15 protein-coding genes and 1 pseudogene are annotated in these 20,031 nt (G+C 45.3%); all 16 read left to right on the top strand.

From position 1 onward, the window contains the following. Positions 1-52 precede the first annotated feature (52 nt). The 16 genes and pseudogenes from NFR99_RS01065 to NFR99_RS00990 all read left to right on the top strand — a co-directional run bounded on the left by NFR99_RS01065 (position 53) and on the right by NFR99_RS00990 (position 20,018). Positions 53-535 (top strand): complex I 24 kDa subunit family protein, encoded by a 483-nt coding sequence (locus tag NFR99_RS01065; protein ID WP_251352283.1) that lies wholly within the window; start codon positions 53-55, stop codon positions 533-535. Then, positions 528-2,408, top strand: a complete 1,881-nt coding sequence (locus tag NFR99_RS01060) for an NADH-ubiquinone oxidoreductase-F iron-sulfur binding region domain-containing protein (protein WP_251352281.1) — start codon at positions 528-530, stop codon at positions 2,406-2,408. Before NFR99_RS01065 ends, NFR99_RS01060 begins: the two co-directional genes overlap by 8 nt. Before the next feature lie 10 nt (positions 2,409-2,418). After that, positions 2,419-4,104 (top strand): [FeFe] hydrogenase, group A, encoded by a 1,686-nt coding sequence (locus NFR99_RS01055; RefSeq protein WP_135974743.1) that lies wholly within the window; start codon positions 2,419-2,421, stop codon positions 4,102-4,104. A 75-nt stretch (positions 4,105-4,179) separates the two neighbouring features. After that, positions 4,180-5,649, top strand: a complete 1,470-nt coding sequence (gene spoIVA, locus NFR99_RS01050; protein WP_135974745.1) for a stage IV sporulation protein A — start codon at positions 4,180-4,182, stop codon at positions 5,647-5,649. A gap of 135 nt (positions 5,650-5,784) precedes the next feature. Further along, positions 5,785-7,161, top strand: coding sequence for an NCS2 family permease (locus NFR99_RS01045; protein ID WP_251352279.1), 1,377 nt, complete (start codon positions 5,785-5,787; stop codon positions 7,159-7,161). Positions 7,162-7,370: 209 nt separating this feature from the next. Continuing rightward, the gene (locus NFR99_RS01040) at positions 7,371-8,786 is read left to right on the top strand and encodes an N-acetylmuramoyl-L-alanine amidase family protein (RefSeq protein ID WP_120482108.1); all 1,416 of its coding nucleotides are present in this window, start codon (positions 7,371-7,373) and stop codon (positions 8,784-8,786) included. Positions 8,787-8,788: 2 nt separating this feature from the next. Next, a pseudogene (locus NFR99_RS01035) lies at positions 8,789-9,205 on the top strand (YaaA family protein); the annotation flags it as partial. A gap of 169 nt (positions 9,206-9,374) precedes the next feature. Then, complete coding sequence (locus tag NFR99_RS01030) at positions 9,375-10,145, top strand: transglutaminase domain-containing protein (protein ID WP_251352277.1); 771 nt, start codon at positions 9,375-9,377, stop codon at positions 10,143-10,145. 361 nt (positions 10,146-10,506) lie between these two features. Beyond that, the gene (locus NFR99_RS01025) at positions 10,507-11,763 is read left to right on the top strand and encodes an AAA family ATPase (RefSeq protein ID WP_251352275.1); all 1,257 of its coding nucleotides are present in this window, start codon (positions 10,507-10,509) and stop codon (positions 11,761-11,763) included. Then, positions 11,747-12,547: an HNH endonuclease gene (locus tag NFR99_RS01020; protein ID WP_251352273.1), complete on the top strand. Its 801-nt coding sequence runs from the start codon at positions 11,747-11,749 to the stop codon at positions 12,545-12,547. The genes NFR99_RS01025 and NFR99_RS01020 overlap by 17 nt, the downstream gene beginning before the upstream one ends. After that, positions 12,544-13,158: a Holliday junction branch migration protein RuvA gene (gene ruvA / locus NFR99_RS01015; RefSeq protein WP_251352271.1), complete on the top strand. Its 615-nt coding sequence runs from the start codon at positions 12,544-12,546 to the stop codon at positions 13,156-13,158. The genes NFR99_RS01020 and ruvA overlap by 4 nt, the downstream gene beginning before the upstream one ends. An 11-nt stretch (positions 13,159-13,169) precedes the next feature. Then, complete coding sequence (ruvB, locus tag NFR99_RS01010) at positions 13,170-14,168, top strand: Holliday junction branch migration DNA helicase RuvB (RefSeq protein ID WP_120482095.1); 999 nt, start codon at positions 13,170-13,172, stop codon at positions 14,166-14,168. A 109-nt stretch (positions 14,169-14,277) separates the two neighbouring features. Beyond that, the gene (locus NFR99_RS01005) at positions 14,278-14,685 is read left to right on the top strand and encodes a cell division protein ZapA (RefSeq protein WP_120482255.1); all 408 of its coding nucleotides are present in this window, start codon (positions 14,278-14,280) and stop codon (positions 14,683-14,685) included. Between the two features lie 86 nt (positions 14,686-14,771). Further along, the gene (locus NFR99_RS01000) at positions 14,772-17,117 is read left to right on the top strand and encodes a U32 family peptidase (RefSeq protein WP_251352269.1); all 2,346 of its coding nucleotides are present in this window, start codon (positions 14,772-14,774) and stop codon (positions 17,115-17,117) included. Positions 17,118-17,125: 8 nt separating this feature from the next. Beyond that, positions 17,126-18,499, top strand: a complete 1,374-nt coding sequence (locus NFR99_RS00995) for an FtsW/RodA/SpoVE family cell cycle protein (protein WP_330642077.1) — start codon at positions 17,126-17,128, stop codon at positions 18,497-18,499. Further along, entirely contained in the window at positions 18,435-20,018 is a 1,584-nt protein-coding gene (locus NFR99_RS00990) for a peptidoglycan D,D-transpeptidase FtsI family protein (RefSeq protein WP_251352267.1), read from the top strand. Before NFR99_RS00995 ends, NFR99_RS00990 begins: the two co-directional genes overlap by 65 nt. Positions 20,019-20,031: the final 13 nt, after the last annotated feature.

The raw sequence follows: 20,031 nt of genomic DNA, 5'->3' as shown, positions 1-20,031 counted from the left end.
TATAATAGGAAACATAAGTTGTTACGAAAATCTATCTAAAGGAGGCAAGACAATGCTGGATCAAACTTATTATGAAAAGGCAGATGAAATTATTGCTTTTTATGGAAAAAAGCCTGCTTCGCTGATTCCAATTATGCAGGATATCCAGGGTATATACCGTTATCTGCCGGGAGAATTACTCACCTATGTCGCAGGGCAGATTGGAATCACAGAAGCCAAAGCTTACAGTGTTGCCACATTTTATGAGAATTTTTCTTTTGAAGCGAAGGGGAAATATATCATAAAGGTCTGCGATGGTACAGCCTGTCATGTGAGGAAATCGATTCCTATCCTGGAGGCATTTCAAAAAGAGCTTGGGCTGAGTGCAAAGAAACACACGACGGATGACATGATGTTTACAGTAGAAACGGTCTCCTGCCTCGGGGCGTGCGGGCTGGCGCCTGCGGTTATGGTAAATGAGGACGTCCATCCCCGCATGACGCCGGAAAAAGTACTGGAGCTGATTCGAGAATTGAGAGGTGATGCAGATGATTGAAAACAGGGAAGAATTAAGAAAGAGCCGTGAAGCAGCGGAGCAGGAAATGGCTTCCTATGCCTGCAGAATCCTTGTCTGCTCAGGAACAGGATGTATTGCGACTGGTTCTCAGAAGATTTATGAAGAGTTTCTGAAAATCGCAAAAGATACTCCAGAGGTAACCGTGGATTTCCGGCCGCATGATGACAAAGCTCACCTGGGAGTGAAGAAGACAGGATGCCAGGGCGTATGTGAACTGGGCCCCCTGGTGCGTATCCAAAAAGGAGATAAAATTGTACAGTATACGAAGGTTCAGCTAAGCAATTGTAAAGAAATTTTTGAACGTTCTGTAGAAGGGGATGATGTGGTAGAAAGCCTTTTATATGAACAGAAAGGCTTTCGCTACAAAAGCCCGGAGGAGATTCCGTTTATATCGAAACAGACAAGAGTCGTATTGGAAAACTGCGGAAAGTTTGACGCAGAATCCTTTGACGAATATCTGGCTGGCGGCGGTTTTCAGGCATTCCAGAAAGCGTTGTTTGAGATGACGCCGGAAGAAGTCGCAGATGCTGTCGACCGTTCAGGGCTGCGGGGACGGGGCGGCGGCGGTTTCCCGGCAGGACGGAAATGGAAACAGGCAGCCAGCCAGCCGGAGAACGAGCGCTATGTGGTTTGTAATGGTGACGAAGGCGATCCGGGGGCATTCATGGATGGTTCTGTGATGGAGGGCGACCCTTATAAACTGATAGAAGGAATGATGATTGCAGGGTATGCGGTAGGCTCTGCAAACGGATACATATATGTGCGTGCAGAATATCCCATGTCTGTATCAAGGCTGAAACATGCCATCACAGAGCTTGAAAAACGCCATATGCTGGGCAGCAATATTCTTGGTACGGATTTCAGCTTTCATATGCATATCAACCGGGGAGCAGGAGCGTTTGTGTGCGGTGAAGGAAGCGCGCTGACAGCTTCTATCGAAGGAAACCGGGGAATGCCCCGCGTAAAGCCTCCTCGTACGGTAGAAAAAGGACTGTGGGCGAAACCGACGGTTCTGAATAATGTGGAAACCTATGCAAACGTGCCAAAGATTGTATTAAACGGCGCGGACTGGTATCGCAGCATCGGTACAGAGGACACGCCTGGGACAAAGACATTTTCCCTGACAGGCTCTATCCAGAACACCGGATTAATTGAAGTGCCTATGGGAACCACGCTCAGAGAAATTATTTTTGACATCGGCGGCGGAATGAAAGACGGAGGAAAATTCAAGGCTGTACAGATTGGCGGTCCTTCCGGCGGCTGCCTGACAGAGCAGCACCTGGATATTCCCCTGGACTTTGAATCCATCAAAAAATTTGGTGCGATTATTGGTTCCGGCGGTTTAGTGGTTATGGATGAACATACCTGCATGGTTGAAGTCGCCAGATTTTTCATGAGTTTTACCCAGAGGGAGTCCTGCGGAAAATGTGTTCCCTGCAGGGAAGGAACAAAACGTATGCTGGAGATTCTGGAGAAAATCGTGGACGGAAAAGGAGAAGCGGAGGATTTAGACAGACTGGAAGAGCTGGCTGAAATGGTCAAGAGCATGGCGCTGTGCGGATTGGGTAAAAGCGCGCCGCTTCCGGTGCTGAGTACCCTGCGGCTGTTCCGTGACGAATATGAAGAGCATATTGCAGAGAAAAAGTGTAAGGCGAAAGTATGTACGGCAATGCGCCGCTTTGTCATCAATCCAGAGTATTGCAAGGGCTGCGGCAAATGTGCCAGGAATTGCCCTGTGGGGGCGATTACAGGTGTGCGCAAACAGTGTTACCACATTAATCCGGACATCTGTATTAAATGTGAAGCATGTAAAGACAACTGTGCATTTGATGCGATTTATATAGAAGCATAGGAGGGCGAATATGGGAACGATTACAATTGACGGTAGAAAAGTAGAATTTACCGATGAAAAAAATGTCCTAACCATTATCCGGAAAGCAGGCATTGACATTCCGACACTCTGCTATCATTCTGAGCTTTCCACGTTCGGCGCATGCCGCCTGTGCACGGTAGAGGATGACCGGGGGCGGATGTTTGCATCCTGCTCGGAAGAACCCCGGGACGGTATGGTAATTTATACGAATACCGGGAAATTGAAAAAATACAGAAAATTAATTATTGAGCTGCTGCTTGCGGCGCACTGCCGGGACTGTACCACATGCGTGAAGAGCGGCGACTGTAATCTGCAGACCCTGGCGCACCGCTTTAACGTAACAAATGTAAGATTTGAAAATTATAAAGAAAAACGCCCTTTGGATATCAGTTCTCCATCCATCGTACGCGACCCGAATAAGTGTATACTATGCGGGAACTGTGTGCGCGTCTGTGAGGAACTGCAGGGAGTCGGCATACTCGGGTTCGCGAACCGCGGCTCTGACGCGATGGTTATGACTGCTTTTGAACGGCCAATCGCCACCACGGAATGTGTGAACTGCGGACAGTGCCGTGTATTCTGCCCGACAGGGGCTATCAGCATCAAGTCCGATAAAGACGCGGTATGGGATGCGCTGGCAGACCCGAATGTGCGCGTGGTAGCTCAGGTAGCTCCGGCAGTCCGGGTGGCAGTGGGCGATGCTTTTGGACTTCCGAAGGGCAGGAGCGTGATGGGGAAAATCGTAAACGTGCTGCACCGCATGGGATTTGATGAAGTGTATGATACGACGTTCAGCGCCGACTTGACGATTATGGAAGAATCCGCAGAATTCCTTGACCGCGTGAAGAACGGTGGGAAACTGCCGCTTCTCACTTCCTGCTGCCCGGCGTGGGTGAAATTTGTGGACAACCAATTCCCTGATTTCAAAGAACATGTATCGACCTGCCGTTCCCCGCAGGGAATGATGTCTGCCGTAGTCAAAGAATATTTCCGAGAGCCGGAAAACGGAAAAGGGAAAACGACTGTGATGGTTTCTTTCATGCCGTGTACGGCAAAGAAAATGGAAGCGGAGCGGCCGGACAGCTATACAAAGGGCGAGAAGGATACCGACTACGTTATCACAACGACAGAGCTGATAGAAATGATACGCACTACGGGCATTTATTTTGCGGACTTAGATTCGGAAGCATCCGATATCCCGTTTGGCTTTGGTTCCGGCGGCGGAGTTATCTTTGGGGTAACCGGTGGGGTGACAGAAGCAGTTATCAGGAGGCTGGCGCCCGATCATGATAAGGCGACTCTGGAAGAAATCGCAGAATGCGGAGTGCGGCGTGAAGGATTTATCCGGGAATTTTCTGTTCCTTATGAGGGAATGGAAATCAAGGTGTGCGTAGCCAGCGGGCTGGCAAATGCAAAGAAAGTCATGGAACAGGTGCAAAGCGGCGAGAAAGAATACCACCTGATCGAAATCATGGCATGCCGCAGAGGCTGCATTATGGGAGGCGGACAGCCGCGCCTGGCGGGAGAGCGGACAAAAAACGCCAGAACGCAGGGTATCTACAATGCGGACAGCGTATCGGTTGTGAAAAAGTGTAATGAAAATCCGATGATTACTTCCTTGTATGAAGGCTTTCTGAAAGGGAAAGAGCATGAATTGCTGCATAATCACAGGTAAAATGAAAACCGATTCTTATGTATAAACGTCCCCCTCGCGTCATATATTGTATCAGTACAGCGAGGGGGAATCTTTATGGAAGAATTTAATTTATACAAGGACATACAGGCAAGGACAGGCGGGGAGATTTTTCTGGGCGTGGTGGGACCCGTGAGAACAGGAAAATCCACTTTTATCCGAAGATTCATGGAAGAAATGGTGCTCCCGAACCTGGCCGAGAATGAAAAAAGAATCGCGACAGATGAAATGCCTACCAGCGGGAAAGGAAAAACCATTACAACGGTAGAGCCAAAGTTTGTCCCGAAAAACGCGGCGCGGCTGATGCTATCTGAGGAACTGGAAATGAAAGTACGTCTGGTAGACTGTGTGGGTTACATCGTAGAGGGGGCTTCCGGGGTAGATGATGAATCGGAACAGAGGATGGTAAAAACACCGTGGTCAGATAAAGAAATACCGTTTTCCGAGGCAGCAAAAATCGGCACGGAAAAAGTAATCCGTGACCACTCTACCGTAGGTGTTGTGGTAACTTGTGACGGGAGTTTCGGAGAACTGCCAAGAGAGAACTTCATGGAAGCGGAGCGCAGGGCAATTACCGAGCTGCAAAAATCAGGAAAACCCTTTGTGGTTCTGGTAAATTCCCAAAAACCATACGGAGATGAGGCAAAGAGGGTATTGAATTACCTGGAGTCAGAGTTCCAGGTGAGCGCCCTGGCCGTGAACTGCGAACAGCTCCGCAAAGATGATATCCACAGGATTTTGGAGCGGATATTATATGAATTTCCGCTGGTGAAAATGGAATTTTATGTGCCGAAATGGGTGGAAACACTTCCGGCAGACCATGAAATCAAAGAGTCTCTCCTTGAAGGGATACGTGAACTGCTTAAGAACCAGCAGCATATCCGCGATATTTCTGCAGATTCTGTACAATTCGAGAATAAATTTGCAAAAAAAATGAAGCTTGACGGAGTAGAACTTTCGAGCGGTACCGCACGGATACAAATTGAGATTGACGATACATACTATTATGAGATGCTCAGCGAGATGTCGGGCGTCCCCATCGAGGGCGAGTATCAGTTGATTTCTATGATTCGTGACCTTTCTGCACTGAAAAAAGAGTATGAAGGAGTGTCGACGGCAATCGAAGCAGTCCGGGGCAGCGGGTATGGGGTGATTACGCCGAGGAAGGATGAAATCGCCCTTGAAGAACCGACGGTCATCAAGCAGGGCAGTAAATTTGGTGTGAAAATCAAAGCGGCAAGCCCGTCTATACATCTGATACGCGCAGATATCGAAACGGAAATTGCACCGATCGTAGGCAGCGAGCAGCAGGCGGAAGACTTAATCGCCTACATTAAAGAAACAAGCAAGGGTGAACAGGGCATCTGGGATACAAACATCTTTGGAAAGTCCATCGAACAGCTGGTGGATGACGGCATCCGCACGAAACTCTCACGGATTGGCGAAGAAAGCCAGGTGAAGCTGCAGGATACGATGAAAAAGATTGTAAATGAGACAAACGGAGGTCTGGTATGCATCATTATCTAATGATTAAAAATTCTTATTTACAAAAATATAAAAATTTGATAAAATTTTAAGGTAGAAAAAATAAACTCTGCAGTCTGCTGCTGACGGAAATCCGCACAGGGCATGACTGCAGCAAAGTACTTAGGAGGAAAATAAATGTTTGAAAAACTGTTTAAGCTCAAAGAGCATAACACAGATGTTAAAACGGAAATCCTTGCCGGGGTTACTACTTTTATGACTATGGCGTATATTCTGGCAGTAAATCCGAACATTCTGTCAGCGGCAGGAATGGATAGAGGCGCCGTATTTACGGCAACCGCTGTGGCGTCCTTCCTGGGAACCATGCTTATGGCAATCTTTTCAAATTATCCGTTTGCACTGGCGCCGGGGATGGGGCTGAATGCGTACTTCGCATATACCGTTGTTCTCCAGTATGGATATTCCTGGCAGATTGCACTGGCAGCTGTATTTATTGAGGGCGTTATTTTTATTTTCTTATCATGTTTCAACGTGCGCGAGGCGATTTTCAACGCTATTCCGATGACACTGAAACATGCCGTAAGCGTTGGCATTGGTCTGTTTATCGCGTTTATCGGGCTCCAGAATGCAAAGGTTGTTATCGGCGGCAGTACCTTGCTGTCCCTGTTTTCATTAGAAGGATTCCAGGGGCTCAATGATGGCGCTGGCGCGTTTAGCGACGTGGGAATCACCGTTCTTCTGGCCATTATTGGCGTGATTATTACAGCCATTCTGGTAGTGAGGAATGTAAAAGGAAATATTTTGTGGGGAATCTTGATTACCTGGGCGCTCGGAATCATCTGCCAGTTCGCAGGCGTATACGTTCCGAATCCGGACATCGGTTTTTACTCGCTGCTTCCGGATTTCAGCGGCGGCATTTCTATCCCGAGCCTTTCCCCGCTGTTTGCGAAGTTCCACTTTACGGGAATCCCCGTGCTGGAGCTGCTGGTTATTGTATTTGCATTTCTGTTCGTTGATTTGTTCGATACATTGGGAACTCTGGTTGGCGTATCCACAAAGGCAGGTATGCTGGATAAAGACGGAAAGCTTCCAAAAATCAAAGGCGCGCTGTTGGCAGATGCAGTAGGAACTACGGCAGGCGCGGTACTTGGTACTTCTACAGTAACAACCTTTGTTGAGAGCGCTTCCGGCGTTGCAGAAGGGGGGCGGACAGGCCTTACAGCAGTGACTACGGCTGTTCTTTTTGCACTGTCCCTGCTGCTTTCACCGATTTTCCTGGCAATTCCATCCTTTGCGACGGCTCCGGCTCTGATTATCGTAGGGTTTTATATGCTGGGCAATGTGATGAAAATTAACTTTGAAGACGCAAGCGAAGGAATCCCGGCATTCATCTGTATCGCTGCAATGCCTTTCTTCTACAGTATTTCCGAGGGGATTTCCATGGGAATCATTTCCTATGTGATTATCAACCTGCTTTCAGGGAAAAAAGACAAATTAAGCATTGTGATGTATATTTTAACTATTCTGTTTATTTTAAAATATTTCCTGTTATAAAAATGTAAAAATACAGGTAAATTTTAAGCCGCAGGTGTCCTCCCGGATATCTGCGGTTTAAAAAGCTTGTAAAGGATTTTCAGCGTTTTCCAGTATTTCGCTAAAATTTTTTTCACTGTTCAAATTGACAAATATGATACAGTGCCTTATAATAACTTCAGAATCTTAATAATTCCGTAACATTCCAAAAAAGTGATGAGGTATTATTTATGAAGAAAAAAAATGTCACACTTGGTCTGCTGGTTCTTTTTGCAGTTTTGGTAATGCTTCCCATAAAAGCAGAAGCCGGATGGCAATTAGAAAATGGGCAGTATTATCATTATAATTCTGCCGGAATGCTCAGCACGAACAAAAAGATAGGACAGTATTACGTAGGAAAAAATGGAGCACGATACATAAACCGCTGGAAAGGCAAAAATTTCTACGGAGAAGACGGGAAGAGAATCCCGAACTTTAAAGGCGGCTGGCAGACAATTGAAGGAAAAAGATATTATTATACCCCGGAAGGAAAGAAAGTCACAGGCTGGCTGAAATTAAAAGGAAAAAAGTATTATCTGGATGAAAACGGCGTAATGCTGTTAAAGTGGAAAGTCATTAATGGGAATTACTATTATTTTTCTACCGGAAGAAAACAGTACGGCGCTGCGTTGAAAGGATGGCAGAAGCTGAACAGGAAACGTTTTTATCTGTCGGAAAAAAACGGAAAGCTGAAACTCGGATGGTTCAGTGTTGGTAATAAGAAATATTATGCCACAACGGGAGAGGGCGTTTATACCGGCATCCGTGATATTGACGGACAGTCGTACTTATTCAATAGTCCCAGCGGCGCATTGCTGAAAGGATGGCGTACATACCAGGGAAATAAATATTATTGTACGCGGAAGACAGGAGCTCTTGCGAAAGGCATGGGTTCCATTGGCGGCCGGCTTTACTATTTTGATGAAGCCGGCGTAATGCAGAAGAGCAAAGTAGTGACCGTTGACAATGTAGCTTATTCTATCAATGCAAATGGAATTTGTACTAAGATTGCCAGCAGTTCGGGAACTCCTGATGATATGCTGTTTTTTACCCTGTATGAGTCAGGAATCGAAGGCTACGGCCAGGTAGGCGGCGACAACGGTAATGCCTGCGGAAAGTATCAATTTGACAGGCGGTACTCCCTGATTCCTCTGGTAAAATATTGCTATGGAAAAGATCCCGTAGTATTTAAGGCATTTGAGCCTTACGCAAAATGGAGCAATACGTCAAAATATCAGACAAAACTTCTGAATAATCAGAAATTTTACAAAGCATGGACTTCTATTTACGAAACGTATCCGTTCGTATTTAAGAATTATCAGGACGCGTTTGCGATGCAGGAATATTATTCTCCTGTAGAAAGACAGCTTCAGGCGTGGGGAATCGACATTTCCAACCGGCCATATGTCGTGCGCGGCACTGTATTCAGTTATTCTATCCAGCATGGTGCAGGAACGGCAGCCATGGCAGTGCGCGATGCAAAGATTAAAAACACAACTACGAATGAAGATTTTATCAAAAAGCTTTATAAGTACCGTATCAGTAAGTTCCCGACTTACAAAAGCAGGTATACACGGGAAATGAATGATGCGCTGGGACGGCTTTAACGATGAGGCTGATTATTTCCCCGGCAAAAAAAATGAAGGAAGATACGGACACGCTCGTGCCGCTGGGACTTCCGGTCTTTCTGGACAATGCGGAAGAGATTATGCGGTGGATGAAGACGCTGTCTTTTGAAGAGTCCCGGAAACTCTGGGACTGTAATGAAAAAATTGCAGAGCTGAATGTTCAGCGCCTTGCAAAGATGGAGCTTCGCCGGGGGCTAACCCCGGCGATTTTATCTTATGAAGGAATCCAGTACCAGTACATGGCTCCGGCAGTTTTTGAAGAAAGTCAATACGAATATATTCAGAAACATCTGCGAATCCTTTCCGGCTTTTATGGAATCTTGAAGCCCATGGACGGCGTAACGCCCTATCGCCTCGAAATGCAGTCAAAAGCAGAAATTGCCGGAAAAAGAAAGATGAAACGATGCGATTAAAATTCCAACAGATACTGCATTTAATTAAAATTATATTAATATTACTAAACTCCTTGCTATCTTTTCTGTTTCATGTTAATATTCTGCTATATAGAACAATTTCGCGTTATTCAACATACAAATAGTAGTAAAATGTGATTTAGAAAGAAAAAATATGATTTGGAAAGAAAAAATGAAGAGTGCAGAAAATAAGAGATGGATTTTAATGACTGCAATTATTTTGATGCTTTGTGTCAGCAGTCTATGTGAAAGACCTATCCGAACAGAGGCAGCGTCGAAAATCTCCCGTCAGAAGAACGGTTTGCAGAAAAAAGGAAGGTATTATTACTTTTACAAAAATGGAAAAAAGCAAAAAGGATGGGTCAGCTTCGGAAGAACAAAACGTTTTTTTAGAAAATCAGACGGCCGGATGGTAACGAATCAAATTGTAAACTCCCGGAGGATTGATTCGAAGGGAATTTATCGGTGCGGAAGGCGGGAAGCTGTGGAACGGCTTTATAAAAAAATAATTGCCAAGATTACCAAAAAGAAAATGACTCGCTCCCAGAAATTAAGGACATGTTACAAATGGTTATTACGCTGCCATTATCTTCCTGTTTCTCCATATCCTTCGGAAGACACCAAATACAACGGCTGGGATGTGGCATATGCCAGTAATATGCTGAAGATACGTGGTGGAAACTGTTTTAGCTATTCTTGCGCATTTGCATTTTTAGCCAGATGCCTGGGATATGATGCTAAAATCGTAGTAGGGCGCGCCCTGGATCAATACAAAAACCATTTCAATGAGCACTGCTGGGTGGAAATCAAAGGGAAGGTATATGACCCGGAAAGGGAGTCGTTCTGGAAAAACACAGGATCCATGTACGGGAAATCTTATTCAGAGCTGCCTTATAAATACACAAAAGTTTTTGAGATAGATTAATATGGAATATACTATTGGATTCCGGAATGTAAGATTGTTCCGGAATCCTCTTTTTGCAGACAGAACAGAAAAATCGTAACAGTTCAGCCTACGGCCTCACTGTTACGGAATCCAGCCCATGTAAAGTTTGCTGACCGCAAAGGGCTGGATTCTCTGGCTGAATTTACGTATTCTTACAGACTTTGCAGCAAGTGCAAAGTCCTGGGCTGAACTGTTACGAAAAATCTGAATTTTTTAAAAGGGTATATTTTCGAACAAATATGTGTTAAGATAAATTGTGTTATAACCTTTTTGTAAACCAACATCAAAATGGGATATATCTTAGATACATGAGAATTTTACCGGAAAGGCAGGTGAGCATTTGAGAATTAATGCATTGGAACTATTTAATTTCAGAAATATAGAAGACTCTCGTATTTCTTTTGAGGATAAAAAATTTGTTGTTCTAATTGGAGATAATGGGAGCGGTAAGACCGCGCTCCTGGAATCTATCACAAAAGTTTTTGCCCCCATTCTGCGTACAGTGAATCAGGAGGCAATGAAAGAATGTGATTTAACAAATACCGATATTATGTATGGAATGACAGGAACGGCGATTGCTGCTAAAATAACATTAGATGGGGAAGGGTATTCCTGGATGAATAAGAGAAGAAATTCTTCAATTGAACCATTTGATAAAAGGATAGAAAAAAAAGATAAGGAATATAGTGATTCTAAAAAATTGAAAGCAAAATATGCCGAATGCTTAAGCAGAAATCAGCTGCCGTTAGTGCTATATTATGGGACAGACAGAATTCTTCGGGGGATTCCGCAGAGAGGGCATATTAAAAAATTTGAGATAAAAGATGCTTTGAAGAACTGTTTTGATAATACAAATTATTTCAGGGATTTTTATGATTGGTTTAAAACAGAAGAAGATATTGAACTTAGAAATTTGCGTCAAAATTCCCATTGCCGAAACCCAAGGCTTGACTGTGTGCGTACTGCTCTTGAAAGAATGATTAAAGGGTATAGTAATCTGCGAATAGAATTATCACCGTCCAGGATGGTTATGACAAACGCAGCAGGAATTGATTTGCAAATTGACCAGTTGAGCGGGGGATATAAAGCAGTTTTATCCGTTACTGCAGATATTGCAAAACGACTTGCACAGGCTAATCCTGTCTCTGACAATCCATTAGAAGAAGAAGCGGTGATTTTGATCGATGAGTTGGATTTGCATTTACACCCGAAGTGGCAAAAAAGTATTGTGGAAGATTTGAAAAGGACTTTTCCGAATTGTCAGTTCATTGTATCCACACATTCCCCGTTTATTATACAATCCTTGAATGCAGATGAACTATTTGATATCAGTGAAATGAAGTATGCAGATGAAGCAGGAAGTTATAATGGGTGGAGCATAGAGGAAATACAGGAAGCCAAAATGGGAGTTGAGGCCAGAACGCCCAAGTTCTGTAATTTATTACAGCAGTTTACAAATGCTGTAGATGAAGAAGAACTCGGCAATGCCAGACGGCTCTATGAACAATTAGTTCGCATGGCACATCCTGAAAGCTATGAAAGAAAAGTATTAGATATGGATATGGAGATGATCGCTGTAGATGATAAAATTGACTAGAGGAAAAAAACCGAAAGAATTGACAGATGAAATTCTGATGGAGCTGACAGAGCTATATAGAAATAATAACCATAAAGATGTATGGAATTCACCAAAAATAAAAAAGCCATTAAAAGAAGCGCTATTGAAGATGAGTTACGGAAAATGTGTTTATTGTGAATGTTTGCTGGAAGAGGAGTCTAAGGATGCGACAATCGATCATTTCCTGCCAAAAACGGCTTATGAGAATAAAGTGGTGGAATGGGAAAATTTATTTCCATCATGTCTGCGATGCAATAGGCAGAAAAACAGTTATGATAAAAAACTCCTGAATCCGTGTAAAGCGAATCCTCAATATTTCCTTGGAGTGTGCCGTAATAATAGGTTTCGCCTAAAAGGAATTGATAGACAGGGACTTGGCAAAGATACGATTCGGGAAATCGGCTTAAATGATATCAAAAGAGTTCTTATACCCCGGGCAAGAGAATGGGAAATTATACGCTCACAACTGGAAGAGATATGTGAAAGCTTACAGGATGACGGATATCAGCCGAAACAGCAGCGAAAGTTCAGACACCTGATGGAAGATTGCATGGCAGAGAATTCATATGCAGCAGTAAAAGCAACGAATATGCTAAATGATGAATGTTACCAATACATCAAAAATTTTCTTATAAGTAAAAATGAATGGACGTCCGTTTTGGATGAAATAGAATCAGAACTGAAAAAAATTGCACTTCAACTGGTGTCTTTTTTTGAGGCAGATTCCGACGCGCCGTCACACCACAGGGAGGCATCATCATGATTGCATACATACGCGGAAAGGTAGCGCATCTAACCGAAACGAAAGTTATCGTGGATGTGCATGATATAGGATACCAGATATTTATTACAGCAAGGGACGCATCAGCCATGCCGCCTGCCGGCGGCGAGGTACTGCTGCACACTTTTTTTAATGTAAAAGAAGACGCCATGCAGCTATTCGGCTTTCTATCCAAGGACGACATGGAGATATTCAAGCTGCTTCTGGGCGTAAACGGCGTAGGTCCGAAAGCAGCTCTTGGAATCCTTTCTGTAATGTCGGCGGACGACATACGTTTTGCCGTACTGGCAGATGACGCCAAGACGATTTCAAAAGCTCCGGGCATCGGAACCAAGACAGCCAGGAAGCTGATTCTGGAGCTGAAGGATAAGGTCAGCCTGGAAGACGCATTCGAAAAGCGTCTCGAAAATCAGGCCGGCGCTCCTGTACCTGCAGTTGAAAATGACGCCGTAAGCGAAGCTGTACAGGCTCTGACAGCGCTTGGATATTCCAGTGCCGACGCGCTGAAAGCTGTCAGGAAAGCAGATATCGCGGAGGGCATGACGACGGAAGAAATCCTGAAATCAGCTCTTAAAAATATGTCATTTTTATAAAGGGGTAAACCATGAGAAAGAGAATTATCACATCAGACGTACTGGAAGAAGATATCCGCACTGAGACGAATCTCCGTCCCCAGACTCTGGATGATTATATCGGGCAGAGCAAGGCAAAGGAGACGCTGAAAATCTATATACAGGCGGCAAAGGAGCGAGGGGACTCGCTTGACCATGTACTGCTTTACGGACCGCCGGGGCTTGGTAAAACAACCCTGGCCGGAATTATCGCAAATGAAATGGGCGTGAATATCAAGATTACATCAGGTCCGGCAATTGAAAAGCCGGGAGAGATGGCGGCTATCTTAAATAACCTCCAGGAAGGGGACTTATTGTTTGTGGATGAAATCCACCGGCTCAACCGTCAGGTGGAGGAAGTACTGTATCCGGCGATGGAGGATTATTCGATCGATATTATGATTGGGAAAGGCGCCGCTGCACGCTCGATACGGTTGGATTTGCCCAGGTTTACCCTGGTAGGGGCAACGACAAGGGCAGGGCTCTTGACTGCACCGCTGCGCGACCGTTTTGGCGTGGTACACCGCCTGGAATTTTATACGGAAAGCGAGCTAGAAACGATTATCTCCCGCTCTGCCCAGGTATTAGGCGTAGAAATTGACAAAAAAGGCGCGGCAGAAATGGCAAAGCGTTCGCGGGGGACGCCCAGGCTTGCTAACCGTCTGCTGAAACGAGTAAGGGATTTTGCCCAGGTCAAATATGACGGACATATCACAGGAGATGTGGCTTCCCTGGCGCTGGATTTGCTGGAAGTGGATAAATTTGGTCTGGATCAGACCGACAGGAATATTCTCCTGTCCATGATAGAGAAGTTTAGCGGCGGGCCTGTAGGCCTGGACACGCTGGCGGCATCCATCGGGGAAGATTCCGGAACGATAGAGGATGTGTACGAACCGTATCTGATAAAGACCGGGCTGATTAACCGGACGCCCAGAGGCCGGGTCGTGACAGAACTGACTTACCATCATTTGGGGCTGCCTTATAATTCCTAAATAAAATTCTTGTAATTCTCAGGATTTCGTTTATAATGATAAATAAGAATGGGGAAACATGACGGATTTTCCCGAATGCAGAGAAACGGAAGAAAGGGAGAACATAAGAATGTCATCCAAAAACAGAGCAGAAGTACTGATTGATGGAAAAATATATACTTTGAGCGGATATGAGAGCGAGGAATATCTGCAAAAAGTTGCTACATATATCAACAGCAAGCTGGTTGAATTTAAAAAGCTGGAGGGCTATAGCCGGCAGTCCCGGGAAAATAAAAGTATTTTGCTGGAGTTGAATATTGCTGACGACTATTTTAAGGCGAAGAAACAAGCGGAGATGCTGGAGGAGGAACTGGCTGAAAAGGATAAGGAATTGTATGATTTAAAGCATGAGCTGATTGGCTCCCAGATCCGCCTGGAAACGGCTGAAAAGTCAGTGGCAGATTACCAGAAAGAATCTACAGAATATCAAAAGAAAATTGTCCGTTTAGAAACCGAGCTGAAAGAAAAAAATAATTAAGGATTGCAGGGCTGTCATCATCATGGCAGCCTTTTATAACAGTGAAGGCATCCGAACTGTTACAGTTTTTGCATACGGAGGTATTTATGCGAGCAGAATTACTTGCCCCGGCAGGGGCTTATGAAAGCTTAAAGGCAGCAGTGGCGGCAGGAGCGGACGCTGTCTATGCAGGCGGCGCCAGATTTGGCGCAAGGGCTTATGCGGAAAATTTCACTGAAGAAGCCCTTTTGAAAGCGATTGATTTCTGCCACCTGCACGGCAGCAAACTGTACTTGACGGTCAATACGCTGCTGAAAGACGCAGAGATAGAAGAATTGTACGATTATCTGCTGCCGTATTATCGGGAAGGGCTTGATGCGGTGATTGTCCAGGATATCGGCGTATTGAAATATATCCGCGAAGCATTTCCGGGACTGGATATCCATGCAAGCACGCAGATGACGCTCTGCGGCGCAGATGGGGCGAAATTTCTGGAATCCCTGGGCGCTTCCAGGATTGTCACATCCAGAGAGCTCTCTTTGGAAGAAATCAACGCAATCCACAGAGAAACATCTATGGAAATCGAGAGCTTTGTCCACGGGGCGCTGTGCTACTGTTATTCCGGACAGTGCCTGACCAGCAGCCTGATCGGGGGGCGCAGCGGCAACCGGGGACGGTGCGCCCAGCCCTGCCGGCTTCCCTATCAGGCAGAAGGACGGGAGGGCTTTCTGTTAAGCCCGAAAGATATCTGTACGCTGGAGATTCTACCGGAAATTTTGGATGCAGGCGTATATTCCCTGAAAATCGAGGGACGTATGAAACGGGCGGAATATACGGCGGGAGTGGTTCGGATTTACCGTAAGTACCTGGACATTGTACTGGCTCACGGCTGCAAAGAGTATCAGGTTTCTGAATATGATAAAAAAGAACTGATGGCGCTCTACAACCGCGGTGGATTTTCAACGGGATATTATGAGATGAGAAATGGACGTGAAATGATGTCCATGAAACGGGCAAACCATTTCGGTACTGAAGCAGCACGGGTAACTGCTGTCCGGCGGGGAAGTCTCACAGTCCGGGCGCTGGAACCGCTTCACAAAGGCGATATGCTGGAGAATACCGTACTTTCCGGGGATACGGCACAGGGTGCTTCCTTGAGCCTGAAACTGCGTGAGGCAGAGCTGCGAGGAATAAAGCCTGGAATGATACTCCACCGCACGCGTGATGAATTCCTTCTTGCGGAATTGAACCGCAAGTATATACAGACAGAAAGAAAAGAAAAAATTAATGGGAAATTAATGATTTCGGGCGGGCAGCCTGTTATACTTAACGTAATTATGGGAAAAATATCCATAAGTGTAAAAGGCGAAGTTCCTCAGGTATCGCAAAACCGCCCGTTAAGCGCCTTGGCGGTGAAAAAGCAGATAGAAAAAACAGGAAATACGCCTTTTGTATTTGAACATTTAGAAATACATCTGGAAGATGGGCTTTTTCTGCCCCTGCAGTGTTTAAATGAGCTGCGCCGGAGAGCGCTGGACGAACTGGAACGTAAGCTTACCGGGGTATGGAAGCGGAATAATGCCGGAAAAAAACCGCAGATGAAACTGCCGCACAATGCCGGACGCGCAGCGCACAGGTTAAATGCGTCTGTAGAAACAACAGCACAATTGGAAGCGCTGTGCAAGGTGCCCGGTATTTCAAATATTTATATCGAATGTACAATTCTGGAAACGCCGCTTCGCACAGAACAGGCGGAAAAATGGGCAGGACTCTGCCATGCAGCCGGAAAATCCTGTTACTATGTATTGCCCCGCATTTTCAGAGCAGATACAAAGGCGTTATATAGCGGGCATGAAAGCCTAAAAGCATTAGAATTGTTTGACGGCGTACTGTTCCGAAACTATGAAGAATTTTTCTTCCTGCAGAAATACGGCTATACAAAAGCACGGATTCCGGATTACAATATGTATACTTATAACCGATATGCGGAAGAATTTTGGAAAGAGAGAGGAATCGCGCAGACGACCGCACCACTGGAATTAAATGACAGGGAACTGGCAGTACGTGGCTGCAAAAACAGTGAAATTCTCGTATATGGACACCTGCCTATGATGGTTTCCGCCCAATGCGTCAGGAAAAATGTAGACAAATGCCGGAAACAGAGCGGTTTTCTTTATCTAAAAGACAGAAAAGGGAAGCGGTTTCCCGTGAAAAACAGCTGTAGTTTCTGTTATAATGTTATTTATAATCATGTTCCTTTGGCGCTGTTCGGAAATAAGAAAGAGCTGGATGCCCTGGCTCCTGCATCGCTGCGTCTTTCGTTTACGATAGAGCCGCCCGAAAAAGCAGCCGGCATAGCGCAGGCTTTTGCAGAAAAGTTTGTAGAAGGGCGAAATATAGAATATGATTTCGGAGATTTTACCAGAGGACATTTTAAACGTGGAGTAGAGTAGGTGAAAACGTGACAAGGCTGATTATTGAGATTTCAAAATATGTATTGATAGCATTGATTGTACTGTATACCCTGCAGTGTTATCTTGCTTTTGTGAAAAAGGATGAAGACTCCCGGGAATTCCTGTTCCTGCGGCAGAATGTAGTAATGTTCTGTATCCATTTTGTCGCTTTTATGGTATTTTACCTGAAAATGGAACGGCCGATGCTCTTATATTTTTATGGAGCGCAGGTGCTATATCTGCTGGCAGCGCTGGTATTTTTCAGGAATCTGTATCCACGGGCTTCAAAGCTGATTATCAACAACATGTGTATGCTGATTACCATAGGATTTATTATGCTTACGAGGCTGTCCTATGACCAGTCTACCAAACAGTTTACCATACTGGCTGTCGGTACGGTGATTGCCCTTATCATTCCGGTGATTATACGTAAGATGCGGATACTTACGAAATGGGCATGGGTTTATGCTGTACTGGGAATCGGGCTTTTGGGCGTGGTAGCAGTAATCGCGCGTTCTACCTATGGGGCGAAGCTTTCTTTGAGTGTGGGCGGCATCACGCTGCAGCCTTCCGAGTTTGTGAAAATCCTGTTTGTATTTTTCGCAGCCGGAATGCTGGCAAAATCCATAGAGTTTAAAAATATCGTGATAACTACCGGATTGGCTGCTTTTCATGTATTAATTCTTGTCATCTCCACAGATTTGGGAAGCGCGCTGATTTTCTTTATCACGTACCTGATGATGCTTTACGTGGCAACAAAGGATATCCGATATCTTCTGGCAGGATTTGCCGCAGGCGCAGTGGCGGCAGTGGCGGCATATTTCCTGTTTAGCCATGTGCGGGTACGGGTAGAAATCTGGCAGGATCCATTTAAAGAATACGAGGGCGGCGGCTACCAGGTAGCGCAGGCGCTGTTTGCCATCGGCGCGGGAGGATGGTTTGGAACGGGGCTGTTCCAGGGTTCACCGGGTGCAATTCCGATCGTTGACCAGGATTTTATGTTTGCGGCAATCGTAGAAGAGCTTGGGGGAATATTTGCCATCTGCCTGATTCTAATCTGTATGAGTTGTTTTATCATGTTTGTAAATATTTCGATGAAACTGGAGGAGAATTTTTACCGGTATGTGGCGTTTGGTCTTGGATGCCTTTATGGAGTCCAGGTGTTTTTAACTGTAGGCGGAGCGATGAAAATGATTCCGATGACAGGTGTTACCCTGCCTCTGATCAGTACCGGAGGCAGCTCACTTTTGAGCACCCTTGCATCTTTTTCCATTATCCAGGGACTTTATATTTTAAGAGAAGACGAGGAAAACAGGTTTGAAGAAGAAGAATACTACGACAACGGAAACGGAGGATATCCAGATTCGCGATATCCCTATTGATGAAGAGCGTCCCAGAAAGAAACGGAAGCTTTCTCCAAAGCCTAAAAAAAAGAAAGAACCTAAAGATGATATCCCGCCGGAAGTCAGTGAGCGAAAACGCAGGAACCGGAACTTAGTACAGGTCAGCTATATCTTTGTGTTTATGTTTCTGTCCTTAGCCGGGTATCTGGTACATTTTAATCTGAAAAAAGCGGATGCAATTAATTCTCATGTCAATAATACAAAACAGGAGAGTAAGCAGGAAATGATTATCCGAGGTTCCATTCTCTCTGCTGACGGTGAAATCCTTGCCGGAACAAACGTGGACGAAGCTGGGAATGAAACACGGCTCTATCCGTTTGACAATGTGTTTTCTCATGTGGTAGGCTATGCGTCCAATGGAAAGTCAGGAATTGAGTCGGCTTCAAATTTTGATTTGATGTCAAGCCATGCTTCGATACTTGACCAGATTCGGGAACAAAATCTGGATACAAAAGTACGAGGGGACAATGTGGTTCTCACTTTGGATTCCAGGCTCCAGAAAGCATGTTATGATGCTCTTGGCTCTTACAATGGAGCTGTAGTAGTCTTGGAACCGAATACCGGAAAAATCCTGGCAATGGTTTCAAAACCGGATTTTAACCCGAACACCATTGAAGGCGACTGGGATTCCCTGATCAGTGATTCTTCAAACAGTTCCCTGTTTAACCGTGCTGCACAGGGACAGTACCCGCCCGGATCTACGTTTAAAATCATGACGACACTTGCGTATCTGCGTGAACATCCCGACGACTATCAGAGTTACCGTTATGACTGCGGCGGCAGTATTTCCAAGGATGATGTGAGGATTACCTGTTACGGCGGGGAAGTTCACGGCCATGTAAATCTGGAAGAGTCTTTTGTACATTCCTGTAATGGCGCGTATGCAAAAATCGGAATGGATCTGGATGACGGTGATTTCCGGAAACTGTGTGAGGAATTCCAGTTCAACACGTCCCTGCCTATAGAACTTCCTTCTGCCAAGAGTTTGTTTACGCTGGATAAAGGAGCTTCTTATGGTGAAGAAATGATGACTGCTATCGGACAGGGCAATACCGTCGCTTCTCCGCTGCAGATGGCATTGATTACGGCCACTGTAGCAAACGGCGGATCTATGATGCGGCCATATTTTATCGACCATATCGAAACCCATGACGGAAATATGGTAAAGCAAAATAAGCCCACAGTATACAAAGAACTGATGAGTGCGGATGAAGCAGGAATTCTCAGGGGATTTATGGAAAAAACAGTAGAAGAGGGAACAGCATCCGCGCTTTCAGGACAGAGTTACAGTGCGGCGGGAAAGACGGGTTCTGCCGAGTACGAAACGGGAAGCGGAAAAGAAACCCATTCCTGGTTTGTGGGGTACACGAATGTAAATGATCCGGAGCTGGCAATTGCCGTTATCGCTGAAAACGGCGGCTCCGGAAGCTCTGCGGCAGTACCTATTGCAAAGCAGATTTTCGACGCATATTACAATAATTACTATAGCGGTTATTGATGTCTCCTAAGGA

Source organism: Hominisplanchenecus murintestinalis, from assembly GCF_943193015.1.
GTDB classification, from domain to species: domain Bacteria; phylum Bacillota; class Clostridia; order Lachnospirales; family Lachnospiraceae; genus Hominisplanchenecus_A; species Hominisplanchenecus_A murintestinalis.
Note: the sequence above shows the minus strand (reverse complement) of the source record. Positions and strands in the feature narration are given on the sequence as shown.